At 65.4% G+C, this 18,188-nt stretch carries 17 protein-coding genes; 6 read left to right on the top strand and 11 right to left on the bottom strand.

Translation table 11 applies throughout. The features are described 5' to 3' along the window. The gene (gene rffA, locus PMI42_RS17110; protein ID WP_008136263.1) at nucleotides 1-1,143 is read right to left on the bottom strand and encodes a dTDP-4-amino-4,6-dideoxygalactose transaminase; all 1,143 of its coding nucleotides are present in this window, start codon (nucleotides 1,141-1,143) and stop codon (nucleotides 1-3) included. A gap of 127 nt (nucleotides 1,144-1,270) precedes the next feature. Here rffA and PMI42_RS17105 point away from each other — a divergent pair, with 127 nt between their 5' ends. Then, entirely contained in the window at nucleotides 1,271-2,845 is a 1,575-nt protein-coding gene (locus PMI42_RS17105) for a lipopolysaccharide biosynthesis protein (protein WP_008136262.1), read from the top strand. A 530-nt stretch (nucleotides 2,846-3,375) separates the two neighbouring features. Here the strand turns inward: PMI42_RS17105 and PMI42_RS17095 are convergent. The 7 genes from PMI42_RS17095 to PMI42_RS17065 form a co-directional block, all read right to left on the bottom strand. Next, nucleotides 3,376-4,584: a glycosyltransferase family 4 protein gene (locus PMI42_RS17095; protein WP_008136260.1), complete on the bottom strand. Its 1,209-nt coding sequence runs from the start codon at nucleotides 4,582-4,584 to the stop codon at nucleotides 3,376-3,378. Then, nucleotides 4,581-5,348, bottom strand: a complete 768-nt coding sequence (locus tag PMI42_RS17090; RefSeq protein WP_008136258.1) for a class I SAM-dependent DNA methyltransferase — start codon at nucleotides 5,346-5,348, stop codon at nucleotides 4,581-4,583. The genes PMI42_RS17095 and PMI42_RS17090 overlap by 4 nt, the downstream gene beginning before the upstream one ends. Beyond that, on the bottom strand, nucleotides 5,345-6,466 hold the full coding sequence (locus tag PMI42_RS17085) for a DegT/DnrJ/EryC1/StrS family aminotransferase (RefSeq protein WP_008136256.1): 1,122 nt from the start codon (nucleotides 6,464-6,466) through the stop codon (nucleotides 5,345-5,347). The genes PMI42_RS17090 and PMI42_RS17085 overlap by 4 nt, the downstream gene beginning before the upstream one ends. Beyond that, on the bottom strand, nucleotides 6,463-6,909 hold the full coding sequence (locus PMI42_RS17080) for a cupin domain-containing protein (RefSeq protein ID WP_008136254.1): 447 nt from the start codon (nucleotides 6,907-6,909) through the stop codon (nucleotides 6,463-6,465). Before PMI42_RS17080 ends, PMI42_RS17085 begins: the two co-directional genes overlap by 4 nt. A gap of 126 nt (nucleotides 6,910-7,035) precedes the next feature. Beyond that, complete coding sequence (locus tag PMI42_RS17075; RefSeq protein ID WP_008136252.1) at nucleotides 7,036-8,214, bottom strand: CgeB family protein; 1,179 nt, start codon at nucleotides 8,212-8,214, stop codon at nucleotides 7,036-7,038. 4 nt (nucleotides 8,215-8,218) lie between these two features. Beyond that, entirely contained in the window at nucleotides 8,219-9,538 is a 1,320-nt protein-coding gene (locus tag PMI42_RS17070; protein ID WP_008136250.1) for a hypothetical protein, read from the bottom strand. Nucleotides 9,539-9,580: 42 nt separating this feature from the next. Next, the gene (locus PMI42_RS17065; protein ID WP_008136249.1) at nucleotides 9,581-10,543 is read right to left on the bottom strand and encodes a UDP-glucuronic acid decarboxylase family protein; all 963 of its coding nucleotides are present in this window, start codon (nucleotides 10,541-10,543) and stop codon (nucleotides 9,581-9,583) included. A 210-nt stretch (nucleotides 10,544-10,753) separates the two neighbouring features. On the opposite strand from PMI42_RS17065, the gene rfbF reads away from it, so the two are divergent. Together rfbF and rfbG are read left to right on the top strand one after the other, a co-directional pair. Beyond that, nucleotides 10,754-11,524 carry a glucose-1-phosphate cytidylyltransferase gene (gene rfbF, locus PMI42_RS17060; RefSeq protein WP_008136247.1) on the top strand — a complete coding sequence of 257 codons (771 nt, stop codon included), beginning with the start codon at nucleotides 10,754-10,756 and terminating at the stop codon, nucleotides 11,522-11,524. Beyond that, nucleotides 11,521-12,588, top strand: coding sequence for a CDP-glucose 4,6-dehydratase (gene rfbG, locus PMI42_RS17055; RefSeq protein WP_008136245.1), 1,068 nt, complete (start codon nucleotides 11,521-11,523; stop codon nucleotides 12,586-12,588). The genes rfbF and rfbG overlap by 4 nt, the downstream gene beginning before the upstream one ends. On the opposite strand, the gene PMI42_RS17050 is transcribed toward rfbG, so the two are convergent. Then, on the bottom strand, nucleotides 12,589-13,476 hold the full coding sequence (locus PMI42_RS17050; protein WP_008136244.1) for a phosphotransferase: 888 nt from the start codon (nucleotides 13,474-13,476) through the stop codon (nucleotides 12,589-12,591). Continuing rightward, nucleotides 13,466-14,419, bottom strand: coding sequence for a sulfotransferase family protein (locus tag PMI42_RS17045; RefSeq protein ID WP_008136243.1), 954 nt, complete (start codon nucleotides 14,417-14,419; stop codon nucleotides 13,466-13,468). Before PMI42_RS17045 ends, PMI42_RS17050 begins: the two co-directional genes overlap by 11 nt. Before the next feature lie 158 nt (nucleotides 14,420-14,577). Between PMI42_RS17045 and PMI42_RS17040 the strand changes: the two genes are divergently transcribed. From PMI42_RS17040 to PMI42_RS17030, 3 genes are read left to right on the top strand one after another with little or no spacing between them, the layout of a single operon-like run. Next, nucleotides 14,578-15,495, top strand: coding sequence for an NAD-dependent epimerase/dehydratase family protein (locus PMI42_RS17040; RefSeq protein WP_008136242.1), 918 nt, complete (start codon nucleotides 14,578-14,580; stop codon nucleotides 15,493-15,495). Further along, on the top strand, nucleotides 15,473-16,291 hold the full coding sequence (locus PMI42_RS17035) for a transketolase (RefSeq protein WP_035965928.1): 819 nt from the start codon (nucleotides 15,473-15,475) through the stop codon (nucleotides 16,289-16,291). The genes PMI42_RS17040 and PMI42_RS17035 overlap by 23 nt, the downstream gene beginning before the upstream one ends. Further along, complete coding sequence (locus tag PMI42_RS17030; protein ID WP_008136238.1) at nucleotides 16,288-17,211, top strand: transketolase family protein; 924 nt, start codon at nucleotides 16,288-16,290, stop codon at nucleotides 17,209-17,211. The genes PMI42_RS17035 and PMI42_RS17030 overlap by 4 nt, the downstream gene beginning before the upstream one ends. Here the strand turns inward: PMI42_RS17030 and PMI42_RS17025 are convergent. Further along, nucleotides 17,208-18,170, bottom strand: coding sequence for a glycosyltransferase family 2 protein (locus PMI42_RS17025; RefSeq protein ID WP_008136236.1), 963 nt, complete (start codon nucleotides 18,168-18,170; stop codon nucleotides 17,208-17,210). The two genes, PMI42_RS17030 and PMI42_RS17025, sit on opposite strands and share 4 nt — an antisense overlap. Between the last annotated feature and the right edge of the window lie 18 nt (nucleotides 18,171-18,188).

Below are 18,188 nucleotides of genomic sequence, written 5' to 3'. Positions count from 1 at the left end.
TCAGCGCCCGAGGATCGCGCCGAGCGTCTCGCAGACCCGCGCCTGCTGCGCCTCTTGCAAGCCCACCCAGAACGGCAGCCTGACCAGCCGCTCGGACAGATCCGTGGTGTGCTTGAGATCGCCATGCGCGCGGGCGAACCGCATTCCGGCCGGCGCGGAATGCAGCGGCACGTAATGGAATACGGCGCCGATCTGCGCGTCCCGCAGCTTGCCGAGCACGGTGTCGCGATTCGTCCCCCGCGGCAGCAGCACGTAATAGAGATGGCCGTTATGCCCGCAATGGTCGGGCACGACCGGGCGGCGCAGCAGGCCACGCTGCTCGAGCGGCGCCAGCATGGCGTGATACCGGTCCCAGATCGCGCGCCGCTCGCTTGTGATGTGCTCGGCGTCCTCCAGTTGCGCCCACAGGAAGGCCGCGGTGAGGTCGCTCGGCAGCAGCGACGAGCCGACGTCCTGCCAGGTGTATTTGTCGACCTCGCCGCGGAAGAAGCGGCCGCGATCGGTGCCCTTCTCCCGCACGATCTCGGCGCGCAGGCTGAGCGCGGGATCGTTCACCAGCAGCGCGCCGCCTTCGCCCGACATGATGTTCTTGGTCTCGTGGAAGGAGAAGCTGCCGAGATCGCCGATGGCGCCAAGCGGCGTGCCCCTGTAGCTCGCCATGATGCCCTGCGCCGCATCCTCGACGATGCGCAAGCCGTGACGCTTGGCGATGGCGAGGATCGGATCCATCTCGCAGGCGACGCCGGCATAATGCACCGGCGCGATCGCGCGGGTGCGCGAGGTGACGGCGGCCTCGATCCGGCGCTCGTCGAGGTTGAGCGTGTCCTCGCGGATGTCGACGAAAACGGGGATCGCGCCACGCAGCACGAAGGCGTTTGCGGTCGAGACGAAGGTGAAGGAGGGCATGATGACCTCGTCACCGCTCTTGAGGTCGAGCAGGATCGCGGCGAGGTCAAGTGCGGAGGTGCAGGAATGCGTCAGCAGGGCCCTCGCAGAGCCGGTGCGCCGTTCGAGCCATTCGTGGCAGCGCCGGGTGAAGGCGCCGTCGCCCGACAAATGATGGCTCTTCAGAGCCAGCTCGATATTGGCCTGCTCCTTGCCCGTGACGTAAGGCCGGTTGAAGGGGATGAATTCGGATGCCATTGCCTAAGCTGTCTAACCGCCTTAAGACGCGGCTTCAACGTCCCAATCCGATCGCGCCAAATTGGCGGCTTTCATTGCGGGAATCAACCGGCGATCGCGCGCCGGGGCTTGCCGGGAAGGATGCGGCTTGACCGACACGCAGATTGACGCGCCCGGCAAGGCCGACGGTTCGGGCGGACCGGGCGGGGCCGGTCGTGCCCGCCGGCTGTTGCAGGGCTGGTCCGCGAACCTCGTCCAGATGGTGCTGGGGCTGACACAGCAACTATTGCTGATCCCTGCGTTCCTGCATGTCTGGAGCGGCGACCTGCTCGCGGCCTGGCTCGCGATCTACGCGGCCGGCAGCCTCGTCGTCGTCGCGGATGCCGGATTGCAGCTGCGCGCGATCAACCGCTTTCTCGCCTTCAAGGCCTGCACCGATTGTGACGGTCGCACGGCAAATTTCTATGCGGCCATGCTGCGACTTTACCTCGCGGTCGTCGCGGTGCTCGCCGTTGTGGTGGGCGCGGCCATTTACCTGGCGCCGCCATCGGCGGTGCTCGGTTTTCACGCGGCGCCGACCTTCGACGCCGCGATGCTCGTGATGACGCTGGGCATGCTCCTGACCGTGCCCGCCAATCTCGCCTCCGGCCTCTATCGCGCCCGTGGCCAGTACGGCCGGACGGTGTGGCTGCAAAACGGCGCGCTGCTGCTCGGACAGATCGCGCAGCTTGTGGCGCTCGCGATGGTCGGCAGCCTGCTTTCGGTTGCGATTGCCTTCGTGTCGATGCAGCTGGCGTTCGCGATCTTTCTCGCCGCCTTCGACGCGCCGCGACTGTTTCCGTTCCTGCGCCGTGCCGGCAGGCGGCGCGCGCCGTCCCTGCGCTGGAGCATCGGCCAGTTCGGTCGCGCGCTGCCCTTCGCGGTCGCCAATTTCACCGAGCTCGCGCTGATCAACGTTCCGGTGCTGCTCGTCTCGGCGCTGGTCACCAACCGCGTTGCGGTGGCCCAATGGGGGCTGACGCGCGTGATCGCGAGCCTGGTGCGCGGGCTCTGCCTCCAGGTCACGCTGCCGCTCGCCGCCGAGCTCGGCCACGACCACGCGATCGGCGACAAGGAGCGGCTGCGCCGGCTCTATGCCCATGGTTCGGTGTTCGTCACCGGCCTCGCCTGCGTGATCGTCGGAGGCCTGCTGCCGTTCTGGCCGGACTTCTTCGCGCTGTGGACCCATGGCAGCATTCCCTATGACGTGCCGCTCACGGTGACGCTGCTGCTCGGCTCGGCGGCGGTCGCACCGTCGCTGCTGGCGCTTGGTTTTGCCAACCACAGCAATCGTGGCGACCTGCTGATCCGCACCAAGGGACTTCAGCTCGTCGTATTCCTCGTGCTGTCCTTCGTCCTGATCCCGCAGCTCGGCCCGCTCGGCGCCGCGCTCGCCGTGGTCGCGAGCGACATGCTGGTCCAGTTCGGCCTGCTCGCCCTGATGGTGATGCGGCAGACCCTGCATCATCCGGGAAGGCACGTCGCGTTTTTGCTGATCGTGGGCGCAGGCATCGTAGCGTCGGGCTGGTTGATCGGGCTCGCGATCACCACGTTGGTGTCGGGGAGCGGGCTCGTGCATTTCATCGCGGAATGCGCGATCTGGCTGGCCGCGGTCGGCGTGCTCGCAAGCCCGCTGCTGAATGGCGCGCTGCGCGAGCGCCTGCGGGCGTTGATTCCGGCTTAGGACGTGTACTAATAAACTGCGTTGCCGTCAGCGCATTTGATGTCCGGCGATATGGGCCAAAAGCAGACGCTTCACGGCAGCTATGTGGCCAGCCTTTCGAGAAGTGTGTGGACCACGAAAGCTACTATCGGAAGCGTCACGATCGCCATCAGCAGTCGTTGCTGCACGAATTGCCTTTGCTGATCATCCCTGGGAAAGACCTCCCAAGTCATCCGCTCCCACAGACCGTTTCGAGGTGATGGTCTGATGCCTCTCATCCAAAGAATGCCCTGAACAATTGTCGCGCTCAAAGCTAGCGTCAATATAACGAAGAGAGCGTTCTTGGGCATGGGGAAGTTTTCTCTTCGATGCCTCAACAGGAAGCGCGGCCAACCGTCCTTGCGATACGACAACCCGGTGGTCAAGATCTGTCGTTTGGTCGATAGGGTGGAATCGCTCAAAGTCTGCTCAGGCTCACGAGCGGAGACGCTCCGACTCATCGTAAAACGCCTGCTTGACCATCCGAGCCGACATTCGCCTTGATAAGTATCCTAGCGCGGCGTCAGCGCCAGCCGATGCTTCAGCCGTTCCAGCTGCCGGGCGAATTGCAGGTGGCCGGCCTTGGTCTCCTCGGCAAATTGCGCGAGCCGCAGCTGACCGGCCGCGCGCAGCCGCTCGCGCGTGCCGTCGGTGCGGAGGGCGATGATAGCATCCGCGAGCGAGCGCGGATCGTCGTAGTCGAACAGGATCGCGGCGTCGCCGGCCTGGGCCTTGAAGGCCTCGGGATAGATCACGGGCGTGCCGACGGCCCAGGCTTCCAGCGGCGGCAGGTTGGTCGGGCCGAAATAGCTCGGCATCACCAGCGCGGCGGCGCCGCGATAGAGCGCGCCGAGCTCGGCGGATTCGACGAAGCCGATGATGGAGATCTGATCCGACAGGCCGAGGGTGCGGATCGCCGCGTTGATCTTGTCGCGGCCGCCGCGGTCCGAGCCGCACAGCACCAGCCGTTCGGTGATGCCCCGCTCGCGCAGGCTCGCGAGCGCTGCGAGCAGCGTCATGTGGTTCTTGTGCGGCCAGAATTGCGCCGGGTAGAAGAGATAGCCGGGCTCGATGCGGTATTTTGCCAGCACCGCCGCGTCGTCAGCGGCGGCGGGCGCGGACTGGCTGACATAGGCCGAAGGCGAGAACGGGATGCAGACCGCGCGATCCCGCTCCATGGCGTAGCGCCGACAGAGATCGTCGGTCAGCTCGGGCGCATTGACGATCACCACCGCCGCCTTGGTGCTGGCGAGGCCGAACAGGATCTCGCGGCGCTCGAATTCGCCGAAGGTGCGGACTTCAGGGAATTCCGGCGCGTCGCGATGGCAGCCGTCGAAGATCGTGATGATGAAGGGCAGCTCCCAGAGCAGCAGATGCCGCTTCGAGGTCGAGGTGAAATGCACGACGTCGATGCCGTCGCGGATCAGCGCACGCTCGAACGGCGATTTCAGCTTGAGCGCGATCTGGACGAGGTCGAACGGCCCGCAATATTTCAGGAACAGGAAGAGATAGTCGAGCACGCCGAACTTGCGCAGGCGGGCTTCGACGCCGAACTCCTTCAGGATCTGCAGCGTCTTCGGATAGGGCGAGTAGACCACGATCTCGTTGCCGGACTTGGCCGCCCAGTCGCGCAGCCAGAGCATGTCGTTGAGCGGCTGCTGAAAGCCGCCGCCGACCTCGAGCGCCTGCTCCAGCATCACGGCGAGCCGCAGCGGTCTCACGGCGTGCCGCTCTTTCTGGCGACCGCATAGGCCGCCCAGCTGTTCGAATTCGGCGCGTCCTGTGTCAGCCATGCGGCATGAACTGCAGGCTGGAAGCCGCTTGCCGCAAGCGCCGCATCGATCTCGAACGGAAACCAGTAGCGCATGTGGTGCGCTTCATCGACGCGCCGGATCGTGGCGCTCTTCAAGTCCTCGCAGAACAGCGTGTAGTTCACGGTGACGGTCGCGGCCTGCTCGTCATGGTCGGATTGCGCGATGCGGGTGAGGCGCAGCGGCGCCTGCTCGATCACCTTGACCCGGGTCTCGACGCCCTGCGCCAGCACGGCGCCGCCATACCAATAATCGAAGAAGAACGTGCCGCCGGGCTTCAGCGCGGCGTAAGCGGTGCGGAACATCGCCGCCAGCGCATCGCGGCTGGTCTGGTAGCTTGCGACGTGGAACAGCGACACCACCGCATCGAAATCGCGCTCGGGGCCTGCCTCGCAGGCATTGCCCTGCCGGAATGGAATCGACAGCCCGGCCTGTTCGGCGCGCGCCTTGGCGCTCGCGATCATCTCGTGGCTGAGGTCGATGCCGGCAACGTTCCAGCCCCGCTGCGCGAAAGCGAGCGCGTGCAGGCCGGTGCCGCAGCCGAGATCGAGCAGCTTGCCTGAGGACGCGCCATGATCGCGCAGGCGCGCTTCGACGAACGCCGTCTCCGCCGCGTAGTCCTTGTCCCGGTAGAGCAGATCGTACCAGGGCGCGTAGTCGGCGAACACCGTCACGCCAGGATCTCCTTGAGCGCCTGCGCGGAGCGAGCGATCTCGTCATCGGTCAAGGCAAGTCCGCTCGGCAGGTAAAACCCGCGACGCGCGATGTACTCCGCGTTCGGATGGGATTCGCCCTGCATCAGGCCCATCCGGCGCAGCACCGGCTGCTCGTGCATGCACCAGAAGAACGGCCGCGTGCCGATGCCCTTTTCGCCGAGGCGGCGCATCGCTTCCTTGGCGTCGAACGGCACGTCGTCGCCGAGCACGATGCCGTAGACCCAGTAGATGTTGTCGGCATAGGCGGTTCGGGCGACCGGGCGGCGGATGCTGTTGAGGCCCGCGAGATGCTCGTCATAGAGCCGGCCGATCCGGCGCTTGAGCTCGACCGTGCGCGGCAGGCGCTCGACCTGGGCGACACCGAGCGCCGCCTGGAGGTTGGTCATGCGCGCATTCCAGCCGAGCTCCTCGTGGACGAAGCGCTGCTGCGGCTGGAAGCAGAGATTGCGGTAGCCTTGCAGGCGGTCGGCGAGCGCGTCGTCGTCGGCGAGGATCATGCCGCCTTCACCGGTCGTGACGTGCTTGTTGGGATAGAAGCTGAAGGTCGAGACGTCGCCGAAGCCGCCGCAGGGCTTGCCGCGATAGGTCTGGCCGTGCATCTCGGCGGCGTCCTCGATCACCTTCAGATCATGCTTGCGCGCGAGCGCCATGATCGGATCGAGATCCACCGGCAGGCCGTAGATGTGCACGAGCATGATCGCACGGGTGCGCGGCGTGATCGCGGCTTCGACGCCCTCGGCCGTCATGTTCCAGGTCGCGGCGTCGCAGTCCACCCCGACGGGGACGAGGCCGGCGCGCACGATCGCGGCGGCGCAGCTGATGATCGTGAAGGTCGGGATGATGACCTCCGCGCCTTGCTCGAGCCCGAGCGAATGAACGGCGATGTCGAGCGCGACCGATCCGTTGGTCACGGCGATGCCGTGGCGACGTCCCGCAGTCTCGGCCATCGCCTGCTCGAAGCGCCTGATGAACGGGCCCTCCGAGGAGATCCATCCGGTGCGGATGCATTCGGCGAGATAGTCGGCCTCGTTGCCGTCGAGCAGCGGCGTGTTGACGGGAATGAACGGCGCGCTCACGGGTTCGGACCCTTGATCCGGATTTCGGACGGAGCGACTTCGGCAAACCGGGTCTTGTCGGCCTCGCCGGAATAGGGACCTTGCTTGACCTCGAACATCTCGAGCGGCTCGAGCACGTGGAAGCCGTGGGCGCCGCTGCAGAGCAGGATGATGTCGCCCGCGCCGAGCACGCGGCTTTCGAGATATTTTTCCTCGACGGTGTAGAAGTCGACCTGGAGCCTGCCCTTCTGGATCAGCAGGACTTCCTGGGTGTAGTGCACCTCGCGCGTCACCTTGTTGTGACGATGCGGCTCGATGCTCTTGCCCTTGGGATGGCTCATATAGGCGAGCTGCTGCGACAGTTCCGGCGTCGAAAAGAAATGGATACCCGGCTCGCGAAACGAGGCGCGCACGATGATCGCATAAAGCTGGTCGCCGAATCGAACATGTTCGACGTGTTCCATCGTAAGCCTCGACAAAAAGCACTGCAATTAGAGTGAGATAGCTGTCCCGCTGTGCACTTTGGCCATTTTGGCCGGGACCGTCAAGGGCGGAGCGGATATGACGATGAGGGCGCAGCGATCAGGGATTTAGCCGACGTGAGCGAGGATTTCCTCGACGCGCCGGCGGAAGGTGTGAGCGGCAAAAGTCCTGGCCTGTCCCGCCTTCGCGATGGACTGGCGCGCCGCGTCGTCGCCGAGATAACGGTCGATCAGCGCCAGGCAATCCTCGACATTGCGCCACGCCACGACCTCGCGGTCGGGATCGAACAGCGTGTGCAGATTGTCCTTGAAGTCGGTGAGCAGGAAGGCGCCGACGCCGGTCGCTTCGAACAGGCGCGCATTGCCGGCCTCGCGGCCGGCCATGTCGATGTGCGAATTGAGCGTGACGCGCGAGGCGCGCAACGCCTGGTACATCTCCACGCCCCAGACCTCGCCCTGGTAACAGCGGTGCAGCGGCGAGGAGGCGGGAAGCGTGTGCAGGCCGCTGCCGAACAGTTTGAGGTCGTAGCGCCGCGCCACCGCCTCGAGCTGCGCGACGCGGAGCTGGTGATCCGCCGAGACCGCGCCGACGAAGGTGACGTCGAAGCCGTGCGACGGCGACGGAGGAAGCACGTCGAGGATGTCGGGCTCGAAGGCGAGATGGACCACTTCGGCGCGCGCGCCATGCGCGCGGAAGAAATCCACCACCGCGCCCATCTGCGAGATCATGAGATCGTAGACCGACCAGTCCTCGCCGCGCGAGGGCGAGATGCCGACCTGGCCGATCAGGATCGGCTTGCCGATCTGCTTGATCCGGCGCGCAAGGCGGGTGTCGACATGAAACAGATCCTGGTTGAGGACGAGATCGGGTTTGAAATCCTCGATCTGCGCCAGCAGGATCTTTTCGGCCTCCTCATCGAGCCGCGGGCTGAGCCCGACCTTGCGCGCGAGCGGCCGCAGCATTGGCTTGAACGGCGCGACCGCGCGTTGCAGCCAGCCGGGAATGGCATCGCGCGCGGCAGGTGCGCCCGGCGGTGCCGGTTCGGCGACAGAAAGGCCATGCTCGCGCGCCCAGGCGGCCCGCATCCAGGCATTGTTGACGTGGATGTCGGCGGCGACGTGGCCCAGCCGGACGAAATTGCGCGAGTAGAAATCGGCAACGCCGAACAGGCTGGCGTTCCGCGCCGCCATCTGCGCCGCGTAGGGCTGGTTCTCGAGGCGGGGATGGCGGCGGTAGAGCCAGGACAGGAATCGCGGATAGTCGGCGTTGAGGATCAGGATGCGCACGGCGTCACGGTTTCGGTTCGAACAGGCTGCGGGGCGTCACGTACCACAGCAGGAACAGGATGGCGGTGCCATGGGTGAGCATGGCGACCGAGAGCGGCACGTTGAGCAGGACATGCGGCAGCACGCCTGATGACATCAGCACGAAGCGGGGCGGCAGCCCCGCCGAGGCGCGGTTGCCGAGCGCCAGCACGAGGCCCGATGCGAGCGCGGTCAGCGGCGCGAGATAAAGTCCGACGGAGGCGACCCCTTCGGTCGCGAACAGCGACGCGTTCAGATTGCCGAATCCATAGGTGTTCTGCATCACGACCGCCAGCGGCTCGTGATAGGGGCACTGCACCAGCGGCCTGAGCACGGAGATCTGGCAGAACCAGGTCAGCGGATGGTTCGCGAAGAAATGATTGTAGATGTCGAGCGCGCTCGATGCCGTCGCCATCATCCTGATGTTGACGAGGTCGAAATATTTGCCGGGGATGCTGGTGAGGGTGGCCCCGGTGAGGACGATCACGACGAGGCCGATGAGCATCGGCACGAAGATCGATGCGATGACCGAGGCCCGTGCCTCCAGCAGACGCGACAGCACGGCCAGTGCGATCAGCCAGGCCGGCGTGAAGAACGCGAATTTCGTCAGCATGATCGGGTAGAAGAGCAGGAGCAGGACCAGCACCAGCACGGCGCGCCAGCGGTGGCCGAGCAGCCAGTAGCAGGCGAAGGCGAACGGCAGCAGCGTGCTGGAAACCCAGCCGGTGAGATATCGCACTGCGCCCGGAAATTCGAGCGCGTCGCGGTAGTCGTAGATGTTGGCGATCGCGACCAGCCGGAAATTGTAGGTCGAGGCCATTGCAATGGTGGCAACCGAGACCACCATGATCAGCGTGAGCAGGTGCTCGAAACGGGCATTCGACAGCACGACGAGCTGCCGGATCGGCGCCCGGACGAACAGCACCGGCAGCAGGAACAGCAGCAGCGACAACGCGGCGGAGAGCCCTGCGAGCAGCCGCGGATAGCTGTATTCGGAGAAGACGTCGATCCACAGGAAGCCCAGGATCATCGTGTAGCAATAGAAGCCGGCAAAATAGCCGAAGCTGAAGCGGGCGATCGCGAACAGCAGCGAGACGACGGAGAAGCCGATCGCAATGGCGGCCGCGATCCAGACGCGCTCGCCGCTGAAATGGATATAGGACTGGAACGTCGCGACCTTGATCAGCGACAGGCAGGTGACGGCGCTGTGCAGCAGCAGCAGGACCGCCAGCGCAGCCTTCGAATCCAGGGCTTTGGAGTCCAGCCGGGCTCGCAGGTCGCTGATGATGCCGGACGGTGCGCTCATGGCGGACAGCTCGCTTGCGGACGCGGTGAGTTGCGAGCGGGATCAGGCGATTTCGAGCGAGTGCTTGAAATAGGCGATCGTTTCCTTCAGGCCGTCCTCGAGCGCGACCTTCGGCTGCCAGTTCAGGACAGCCTTGGCCTTGGTGAGATCGGGCTGGCGCTGGCGCGGGTCGTCCTGCGGCAGCGGCTTGAACACCAGCTTGGAGCGCGAGCCGGTGAGCTCGATGACCTTTTCGGCGAGCTCGCGAATGGTGAATTCGGAATTGTTGCCGATGTTGATCGGGCCGGTGACGTCCTCGTTCGTCACCATCAGGCGCAGGATGGCCTCGACGAGATCGTCGACATAGCAGAACGAGCGGGTCTGTCCGCCGTCGCCGAACACGGTGATCGGCTCGCCCTGGAGCGCCTGGACGATGAAGGAGGACACCACGCGGCCGTCATTGGGCTGCATGCGCGGGCCATAGGTGTTGAAGATGCGCGCGACCTTGATCGGCAGGCCGTGCTGGCGCCAATAGTCGAAGAACAGCGTCTCGGCGCAGCGCTTGCCTTCGTCGTAGCAGGAGCGGATGCCGATCGGGTTGACGTTGCCCCAGTAATCCTCGGTCTGCGGGTGGATCAGCGGATCGCCATAGACCTCGCTGGTCGAGGCCTGGAAGATCCGCGCCTTGAGCCGTTTAGCAAGGCCGAGCATGTTGATGGCGCCGTGCACGGAGGTCTTGGTGGTCTGCACGGGGTCGCGCTGGTAGTGGATCGGCGAGGCCGGGCAGGCCAGGTTGAAGATCGCGTCGACCTCGATGTAGAGCGGGAAGGTGACGTCGTGCCTGACCGCCTCGAACAGCGGATTTGAGATCAGGTGGGCGATGTTGCGCCGGCTGCCGGTGAAATAATTGTCTGCCGAGACCACTTCGGCGCCGGCATCGAGCAGCCGCTCGCAGATGTGCGATCCGATGAAGCCGGCGCCCCCGGTGACGAGGATGCGGCTGTTCTTGTAGCTTTCAAACGGCATTATCGGTTCCAGCTGGTCTCGGGGCGGCGTCCGGGGCGGCCGGCAGAGTGGTATCGGCTACGGGTGGAAACGCCAATAGGCTTGCGTTAAGTAATATATTACCGCTGAATAATTCCCAGGGTTGCGTCGGAGGGATTTTCCGGCCGTTTCCGGTTCGTATAGAAGCCGTCGGGTATGCAGAGGCTGGGTTGTCCCGTTGGAGCCAGGTGAATGAAAGTCGTAATCCTTGCAGGAGGCCTGGGCACCCGAATTGCCGAGGAGACCAGCACGCGGCCCAAGCCGATGGTCGAGATCGGCGGCCGGCCGATCCTCTGGCACATCATGAAGATCTACAGCCATTACGGTTTCCATGATTTCGTGATCTGCCTTGGCTACAAGGGCTTCATGATCAAGGAGTATTTCGCGAACTACTTCCTGCACATGTCCGACGTGACTTTTCACATCGCCGAGAACCGGATGGAAGTGCATCGCGAGACCGCCGAACCCTGGCGGGTCACGCTGGTCGACACCGGCGAGGAGACCCAGACCGGTGGCCGGCTGAAGCGGGTGCTGCCCTACGTCGCCGACGAACCCTTCTTCGCGCTGACCTATGGCGACGGCGTCGCCGACATCGATCTCGCCGCCGAGATCGCCTTCCACAAGGCGCATGGGCGCAGGGCCACCGTCTCGGTGGTGCGGCCGGCCAAACGGTTCGGCGCGGTCGCGATCGAGGGCGACCGGGTGGTCAATTTCGAGGAGAAGCCGAACGACGACGGCGGCTGGATCAATGGTGGCTTCTTCCTGCTGTCGCCATCGGTCGGCGAGCTGATCGAAGGCGACAAGACGATCTGGGAGCGCGAGCCGATGGAGCAGCTGGTGCGCGGCGACGATCTGCGCGCCTATGTGCATCCCGGCTTCTGGCATCCGATGGATTCGCTGCGGGACCGCAATTTTCTCGAGGGCGAGTGGGCGGGCAACCGCGCCAAATGGAGGGTCTGGTGACGGATCCCGCATTCTGGCGCGGCAAGAAGGTCTTTCTCACCGGCCATACCGGCTTCAAGGGCGCCTGGGCCTCGCTGCTGCTGCGCCGCCTCGGGGCCGACGTCTACGGCTATGCGCTGGCACCGACGCATCAATCCTCGCTGTTCGTGACGGCGCGGATCGCCGACGACATCAAGCACCGCATCGCCGACATCCGCGATCTCTCCACTTTACGCGCCGCGATGGCGGAGGCCGCACCCGACATCGTCATCCACATGGCTGCGCAGGCGCTGGTGCGGCCCTCCTACGAGGAGCCGGTCGAGACCTTTGCGACCAATGTGATGGGCACCGTGCATGTGCTGGAGGCCGCGCGGCAGCTGCGTTCAGTGCAGGTGATCCTGAATGTCACCAGCGACAAATGCTACGAGAACAATGGCGCGGGCAGCGCGTTTCGCGAGGGCGATCGCCTCGGCGGCGACGATCCCTACAGCAACAGCAAGGCCTGTGCCGAGCTCGTCACGCACTCCTATCGCCACAGCTTCTTCAACGGACCCGGCGCGGCGCGCGTTGCGACGGCGCGTGCGGGAAACGTGTTCGGCGGCGGCGACTGGGCGCGCGACCGCCTGGTGCCCGATGCGATGCAGGCGTTCCTGGGGGGCGAGCCCTTGCGCATCCGCAATCCCAATTCGGTGCGGCCCTGGCAGCACGCGCTCGATCCGGTGCTCGGCTATCTCAAGCTGGTCGAGCGGCTGGCGGGTGAGGAGCGCTTCATCGGCGGCTGGAATTTCGGGCCGGATGCCGCAAGCGAGGTGCCGGTCGGGGCCGTGGTCGAACAGCTGATCGCGCTGTGGGGAGACGGCGCGCGCTGGACCGCCGATGCTGGCCCGCATCCGCACGAGGCCGCCTATCTCAGGCTCGACTGCGCCAAGGCGCGCAGCGAGCTCGGCTGGACGCCGCGGCTCGATCTGGCGCAGGGCCTGCGCCTCACCGTCGACTGGTACAGGGCGCTGCGCGAGGGGAAGGACCTGCGCGCGTTCTCGCTCGATCAGCTCGACCAGGTCGTCGGCACCGCGCCGGCGGCGTGATCAGCGCAGCTCGAGAATTTCCGTGATGCGAGCCTGCGGGGACACCGCGTGCTTGAGATACGCGCCCGAGCAGACCGCGAGGTAGGATTTGAGCAGCACGACGAGCGCGAGGATGGCGCGCTCGATCTCGGGCGGAAGAGCGGTTCGGCCGAACGCTGCGGTTTGCAGGAACGGCCGGTTCTCCATGAATGTCAGCCAGTAGAGATAATCGTAGCCGGCGATGCCGAGGAACGCGTCTTCCCAATCGATGACGCGCGGTTCGGTGCCGTCAAGCATGATGTTCTTCGGTCCGAAATCGCCGTGGCAGAGCGCTTGCGGCAACTCTGGAGAACGCTCCCCGAGCAGCGCGATCAGCCGGTGCACTTCGGCCGCGCCTGCCGGCTCCAGCAGGCTGCGGTCCGACAGAGTCCCGAGGGCACGCGCGGCGGCAGCCAGATAGCGGTCGAACGTGGGGAGATTATGCGGCGGCCAATCCTTGAGCGGTTCGCTGCATCCGCGTGCCATCGCGTCGGCGTCCGCAGGCTGCATCGGGCCGGGCAGCGGGGCGAGCGCGGGCATCAGCAGGCACAACCGCTTCGTTCCGTCCGCAAGGGCGAGCTCGAAACGGTCGAGCACGATCGCCTTGCCGTAGAGATGGAAGAGGATATCGACTTCTCCCGCGAAGCCGGCATGGGCGGTCGCGTCCGCAAGATGCGTCTTCAGGAACCGCTTCTTGCCTGCGATCTGCGCATCGAAGCAGATGCCGAGCGTGCCGCCGAGCGCTGGCGTCACGACGGCGTTGCGGTCGGATGATTGCAGATGGCGCAGCAGCGCGGGCAGGATGCGCGCGCGGTCGGCGCCGATGTCGGGGCGGTCGTCGGTTTCGAAGAACGCGATCTTACCCAGCACGATAGAGCGGGCCCAGATAGTCGATCTGGTCGTAGCCGAAATGGCGGGCCAGCGCCGCGGTGCCCTGCGCGATCTGCTTGCGCTCGTCGTCCGAGAGCTCCTCGATGACGGCCTTGTTGTAGTCCTTGGTGCTCTTGAGCACGGTGCCCCAGGGCGCGATGGAATCCTTGATCTCGACGCCGTTCCAGCTCGGATAGAGCATGCTGTCCGCGAAAGGCACGCCGATGAAGCCGGCGGCCTCGGTCATGAACTTGCGCTTGTCCTCGACGAGGTCCTCGTAGCGGAAGATGCGCACGTTCTCGGGATACATCTTGGCGAACATCTCGACCGTCGAATGGTAGATGTTCCAGGTGATCAGGTACTTCGTCAGCGGCTGCGGGAACGGGCGGCGCTTGGTGTCGCGGTAGGCCGAGAACGGATTGCGCACGATGTGCAGGATGCGGACGTTGGGGAAGTCGCGCACCATGCGGTCGGCATCGATGCCGATGGCGGGCGAGTAGCCGACATGCACCATGCCCGCGCGCGGCTTGGTGTAATAGTTCTCCCAGGCCGTGAAGGTCGAACGGAAGAAGGCCTCGATGACCTTGCGGCGCGGGATCGGCGCCTCGCCGCACAGCCGGACGAATTCGGCGACGCGCTTCTTCTCGTCCAGCACGCAGTCGGCGTCGCGGAACTTGGAGCCGTTGCGCTTGCGCAGGAACGTCTTCAGCTCCTCGTCGATCATCTGCTCGTAGAGCTCGGTCGCCGTCAGCCCTTCCGGAAATTCGGGATAGCGGTACTGCACGCGCTCGACCGAGGCGAGGAAGTCGTTGAAGTTGCGGTTTCCGAGCTGCGACTCGAAGGGGTAGACGAGCAGGTCGGGATGGCCGTCGAAGTGACGATGGGTAACGTTGCCGCCGTGCTCGAAGCCCGCGGAAACCATGGCCAGCCTGAAGTCGCTCATGCGTCTATCCCTCGTGTCGTCGAAGCTCGATCCTGGCCCCCCGTTTAGCTGCATGGGCCGGATAATCAAGTTCGGATCGGCCCGGCCGGGCCGGAAGGCAGTGCAGGTTGCACCGCCGGACGTTGACGGGCCGGGGTGGCTGATCTACGCGGGACGCCATGCGTGTTTTTGTCACCGGCGCGAGCGGTTTTCTGGGCTCCTATCTCGTTGCGGACCTCGTGGCACGGGGGCACGAGGCGGCTGTCCTGTTGCGGCCGGAAAGCGCGTCCTGGCGCCTGGACGAGGTTAATGACCGGCTGCACGTGATTCCCGGCTGTCTGGAAGATCTGGACGGACTGCGCGGGCCGCTGGCGGCCTTCGCCCCGGAGGCGGTCGTCCACATGGCCTGGCGCGGCGTCGCGGGTGCCGACCGCAACAGCCCGGTTCAGGCGGCGAACGTGCCCGACACGGTCGGGCTGGCCGAGCTCGCCGCCGCGGCCGGCGCCAAAATCTTCGTCGGCGCCGGATCGCAGGCCGAATACGGCCCGTATGATCGCGCCATCCACGAGGACGATATCCCGCGGCCGACCACGCTTTACGGCATGGCCAAGCTCGCGGCCGGATCGATGGCGATGCGCCTTTGCGAGGAGCGGGGGCTGCGCGCGGCCTGGCTGCGGATCTTCTCGACCTATGGCCCCAGGGATGCGGATTACTGGCTGATCCCGAGCATGATCCGGAACCTGCGCTCGGGCCAACACATGGCACTGACCGCCTGCGAGCAGCGCTGGGGATTTTTGCACGCCCGCGATGCCGCCAGCGCCTTCCGGCTGGCGATCACGCATGATTCCGCGCGCGGCATCTTCAACGTCGGCAGCCCGGAGGCGCCGCCGCTGCGCGAGACGGTGACGCGACTGCGCGATCTCGTCGATCCCGCCGCGAGCCTCGGCTTCGGCGAGTTGGCGTACCGGCCCGATCAGGTTATGATCCTGGCCGCGGACGTTTCGCGCATGCTCGCGTTGGGCTGGAAGCCCGAAGTGTCGTTGGACGAAGGACTGCGCGAAACGGTAGACTGGCATGACGCGACCAAATCTTCCTGAGCCGAAAGAGTTTGCGCGGCGCATTCGCGCGCACGCGCTGCGGATGGTGCATGCCGCCAAGGCCTCGCATATCGGCGGCTGCCTCTCGATGGCGGACATTCTGGCGGTGCTGTACACGCGGATCCTGCGCGTCGATCCGGCCGATCCGCAAAGCCCGGGCCGCGACCGCTTCGTGCTCAGCAAGGGCCACGCCACCGCGATCATGTACGCCACGCTGGCCGAATGCGGCTTCTTTTCGCCGGCCGACCTCGACAGCTATTGCCGCGACGGATCGATCTTCACCGGTCACGTCAGCCACGCCGTTCCCGGCGTCGAGGTCTCGACCGGCTCGCTCGGCCATGGACTTCCAATTGCGATCGGCATGGCGCTCGCCGCGCGCTCGGCAGGTGCCGGGAGCCGTGTATTCTGCCTGCTCAGCGACGGCGAATGTGACGAGGGCTCGAACTGGGAAGGCATCCTGTTTGCGCCCCACCACAAGCTTGGCAATCTCTGCGTCATCGTCGACTTCAACAAGATCCAGAGCTTTGGATCGGTGGCCGAGGTGCTGAACCTCGATCCCTTCGCCGAGAAGTGGAAGGCGTTCGGCTGGCATGTCGAGGAAATCGACGGCCACGATGTCGCTGCGCTGGAACGCGTGCTGGGCGCCGTGCCTGAAACATCGGGCCGGCCGACCGTGGTGATCGCCCACACCGTGAAGGGCAAGGGCGTGAGCTTCATGGAGAACAAGCTCGAATGGCATTACCGCTCACCCTCGGATGAGCTGCTCGCGCAGGCGCTGGCCGAGGTCGGCGCATGAGGACGACGTTCATCGAGAGCCTGTCGCAGGCGGCGAGCGAGAACCCCGACATCTGGCTGCTCTGCGGCGATCTCGGCTATTCCGTGCTGGAGCCTTTTGCCGCGAAATTTCCCGAGCGCTATCTCAATGTCGGCGTCGCCGAGCAGAACATGGCGGGCATCGCCGCCGGCATTGCGCTGTCGGGCAAGACGGTCTTCATCTACTCGATCGGCAATTTCCCGACGCTGCGCTGCCTCGAGCAGCTCCGCAACGACGTCTGCTACCACGGCGCCGACGTCAAGGTCGTGGCGGTCGGCGCCGGCTATGCCTATGGCAGCCAGGGCTACACGCATCATGCGCTGGAGGACGCAGGCATCATGTCGATGCTGCCGGGCATCGAGGTGTTCGTGCCCTGCGATCCCATGGAGGTGCGCGCCGCAACGCGTCTGATCGCAGGAAGCGGCAGACCGTCCTATCTGCGGCTCAGCCGGCAGGGTGAGCCCAATCTCGGCTCTGTCGTGACCGACATTCGCAAGCCGCGGGTCCTGCGCGAGGGACGGGATGTCGTGATCCTCTCCTCCGGGCCGATCGCCTCGCGCGCGCTGGATGCGGCCGGTGAGCTTGCGGGGCGCGGCAGGGACGTCGGCGTCGTCAGCATCTCCTGCCTGAAGCCGCTCGACGAGGCCACGATCCGCGATGCGGTGCGCGATGCATCGCTTGTCGTGACGCTCGAAGAGCATATTTTGCGCGGTGGGCTGTTCAGTCTGGTGGCCGGCGTGTTCGCCGGCGACGCGAAGCGGGCGCCGGTCACGGGCCTCGGCATTCCCGAGCAGGGCGGCAAGACGTCGAGTGCGGGTTCGCGCGAGGCACTGCTCGACGCCGCCGGCCTGTCAGTGCCGACGATCGTCGCGCGGATCGAGCAGGCGCTGGTGAAGCGCTAGGACGAGGGCGGCAGGTCGAAATTGACCCGCTCGCGCTCGAACACGACGGGCTTCTCGCGCACCTGCCCGTAGATCGCGAGCACGTATTCCCCGATCATGCCCATGAAGAACAATTGCACGCCGCCGAAGAAGAACATGGCGACGATCAGCGTGATGATGCCGGGCTCGGCCAGTTGCCGGTACAGGACGAGGCCGATCACGAAATTGACGATGGCATAGCCGATGCTGAGCGCCGAGATCAGAAAGCCGGCGAGCAGGCCGAACCGGACCGGCGCCGTGGTAAAGGACACCAGCCCGTTGAGCCCCTGGTCGATCAGCGCGCCGGCGCGGTTCTTCGAGAATCCCTTTTTGCGTTCGCGCCAGGTGTAGGGCACGCCGACCATGCGGCCGCCGCACTCGAACGTCATCATGCGCATGAACGGATAGGCGTCGCGGACGTGGCGCATGGCCTCGACGACGCGCCTGTCGACGAGCTGGAAGTCACCGACGCCGGGCGGCACCTTGAGTTCGGAGAATCTGGTCAGCACGCGGTAGTAGGCGTTGCGGAGCCCGCGCATCAGACGACTTTCTTCCCGGACTGCGCGGATGCCGTAGACGATCTCGTTGCCGGCCTCCCAGAGCTTGACGAACTGCGGAAGCAGTTCGGGCGGGTCCTGAAGGTCGGCCGGCATGAACAGCAGGACGGCGTCGCCGCTGCTCGCCATCACTCCGTTGTAGGTGTTGCGCAGCGGCCCGAAATTGCGCGCGTTGACGATGATCTTCACCGCGGGATCCTGGGCTGCGATCTCGCGCAGGATCTCCATGGTGCGGTCGTCGGAGGCATTGTCGCAGAAGATGTGCTCGCGCCGATAGCCCTCGAGCTCGCTGTCGAAGATCTCCCGGATCGCTTGATAGCAATCCCTGACGTTGAGCTCTTCGTTGTAGCAGGGCGTAATGACGCTGATTGTTTTCACGTTCATGTCTCTGGAAAGGGGAAG

This window comes from Bradyrhizobium sp. YR681, from assembly GCF_000282615.1.
GTDB lineage: Bacteria > Pseudomonadota > Alphaproteobacteria > Rhizobiales > Xanthobacteraceae > Bradyrhizobium.
Note: the sequence above shows the minus strand (reverse complement) of the source record. Positions and strands in the feature narration are given on the sequence as shown.

Excerpts from the sequence above, each read along its gene's own strand:
- rffA (WP_008136263.1), bottom strand. The coding sequence starts at position 1,143 with ATGGCATCCGAATTCATCCCCTTCAACCGGCCTTACGTCACGGGCAAG.
- PMI42_RS17080 (WP_008136254.1), bottom strand. The coding sequence starts at position 6,909 with ATGGAACACGTCGAACATGTTCGATTCGGCGACCAGCTTTATGCGATC.
- PMI42_RS17070 (WP_008136250.1), bottom strand. The coding sequence starts at position 9,538 with ATGAGCGCACCGTCCGGCATCATCAGCGACCTGCGAGCCCGGCTGGAC.
- PMI42_RS17065 (WP_008136249.1), bottom strand. The coding sequence starts at position 10,543 with ATGCCGTTTGAAAGCTACAAGAACAGCCGCATCCTCGTCACCGGGGGC.
- rfbF (WP_008136247.1), top strand. The coding sequence starts at position 10,754 with ATGAAAGTCGTAATCCTTGCAGGAGGCCTGGGCACCCGAATTGCCGAG.
- PMI42_RS17045 (WP_008136243.1), bottom strand. The coding sequence starts at position 14,419 with ATGAGCGACTTCAGGCTGGCCATGGTTTCCGCGGGCTTCGAGCACGGC.
- PMI42_RS17040 (WP_008136242.1), top strand. The coding sequence starts at position 14,578 with ATGCGTGTTTTTGTCACCGGCGCGAGCGGTTTTCTGGGCTCCTATCTC.
- PMI42_RS17035 (WP_035965928.1), top strand. The coding sequence starts at position 15,473 with ATGACGCGACCAAATCTTCCTGAGCCGAAAGAGTTTGCGCGGCGCATT.
- PMI42_RS17030 (WP_008136238.1), top strand. The coding sequence starts at position 16,288 with ATGAGGACGACGTTCATCGAGAGCCTGTCGCAGGCGGCGAGCGAGAAC.
- PMI42_RS17025 (WP_008136236.1), bottom strand. The coding sequence starts at position 18,170 with ATGAACGTGAAAACAATCAGCGTCATTACGCCCTGCTACAACGAAGAG.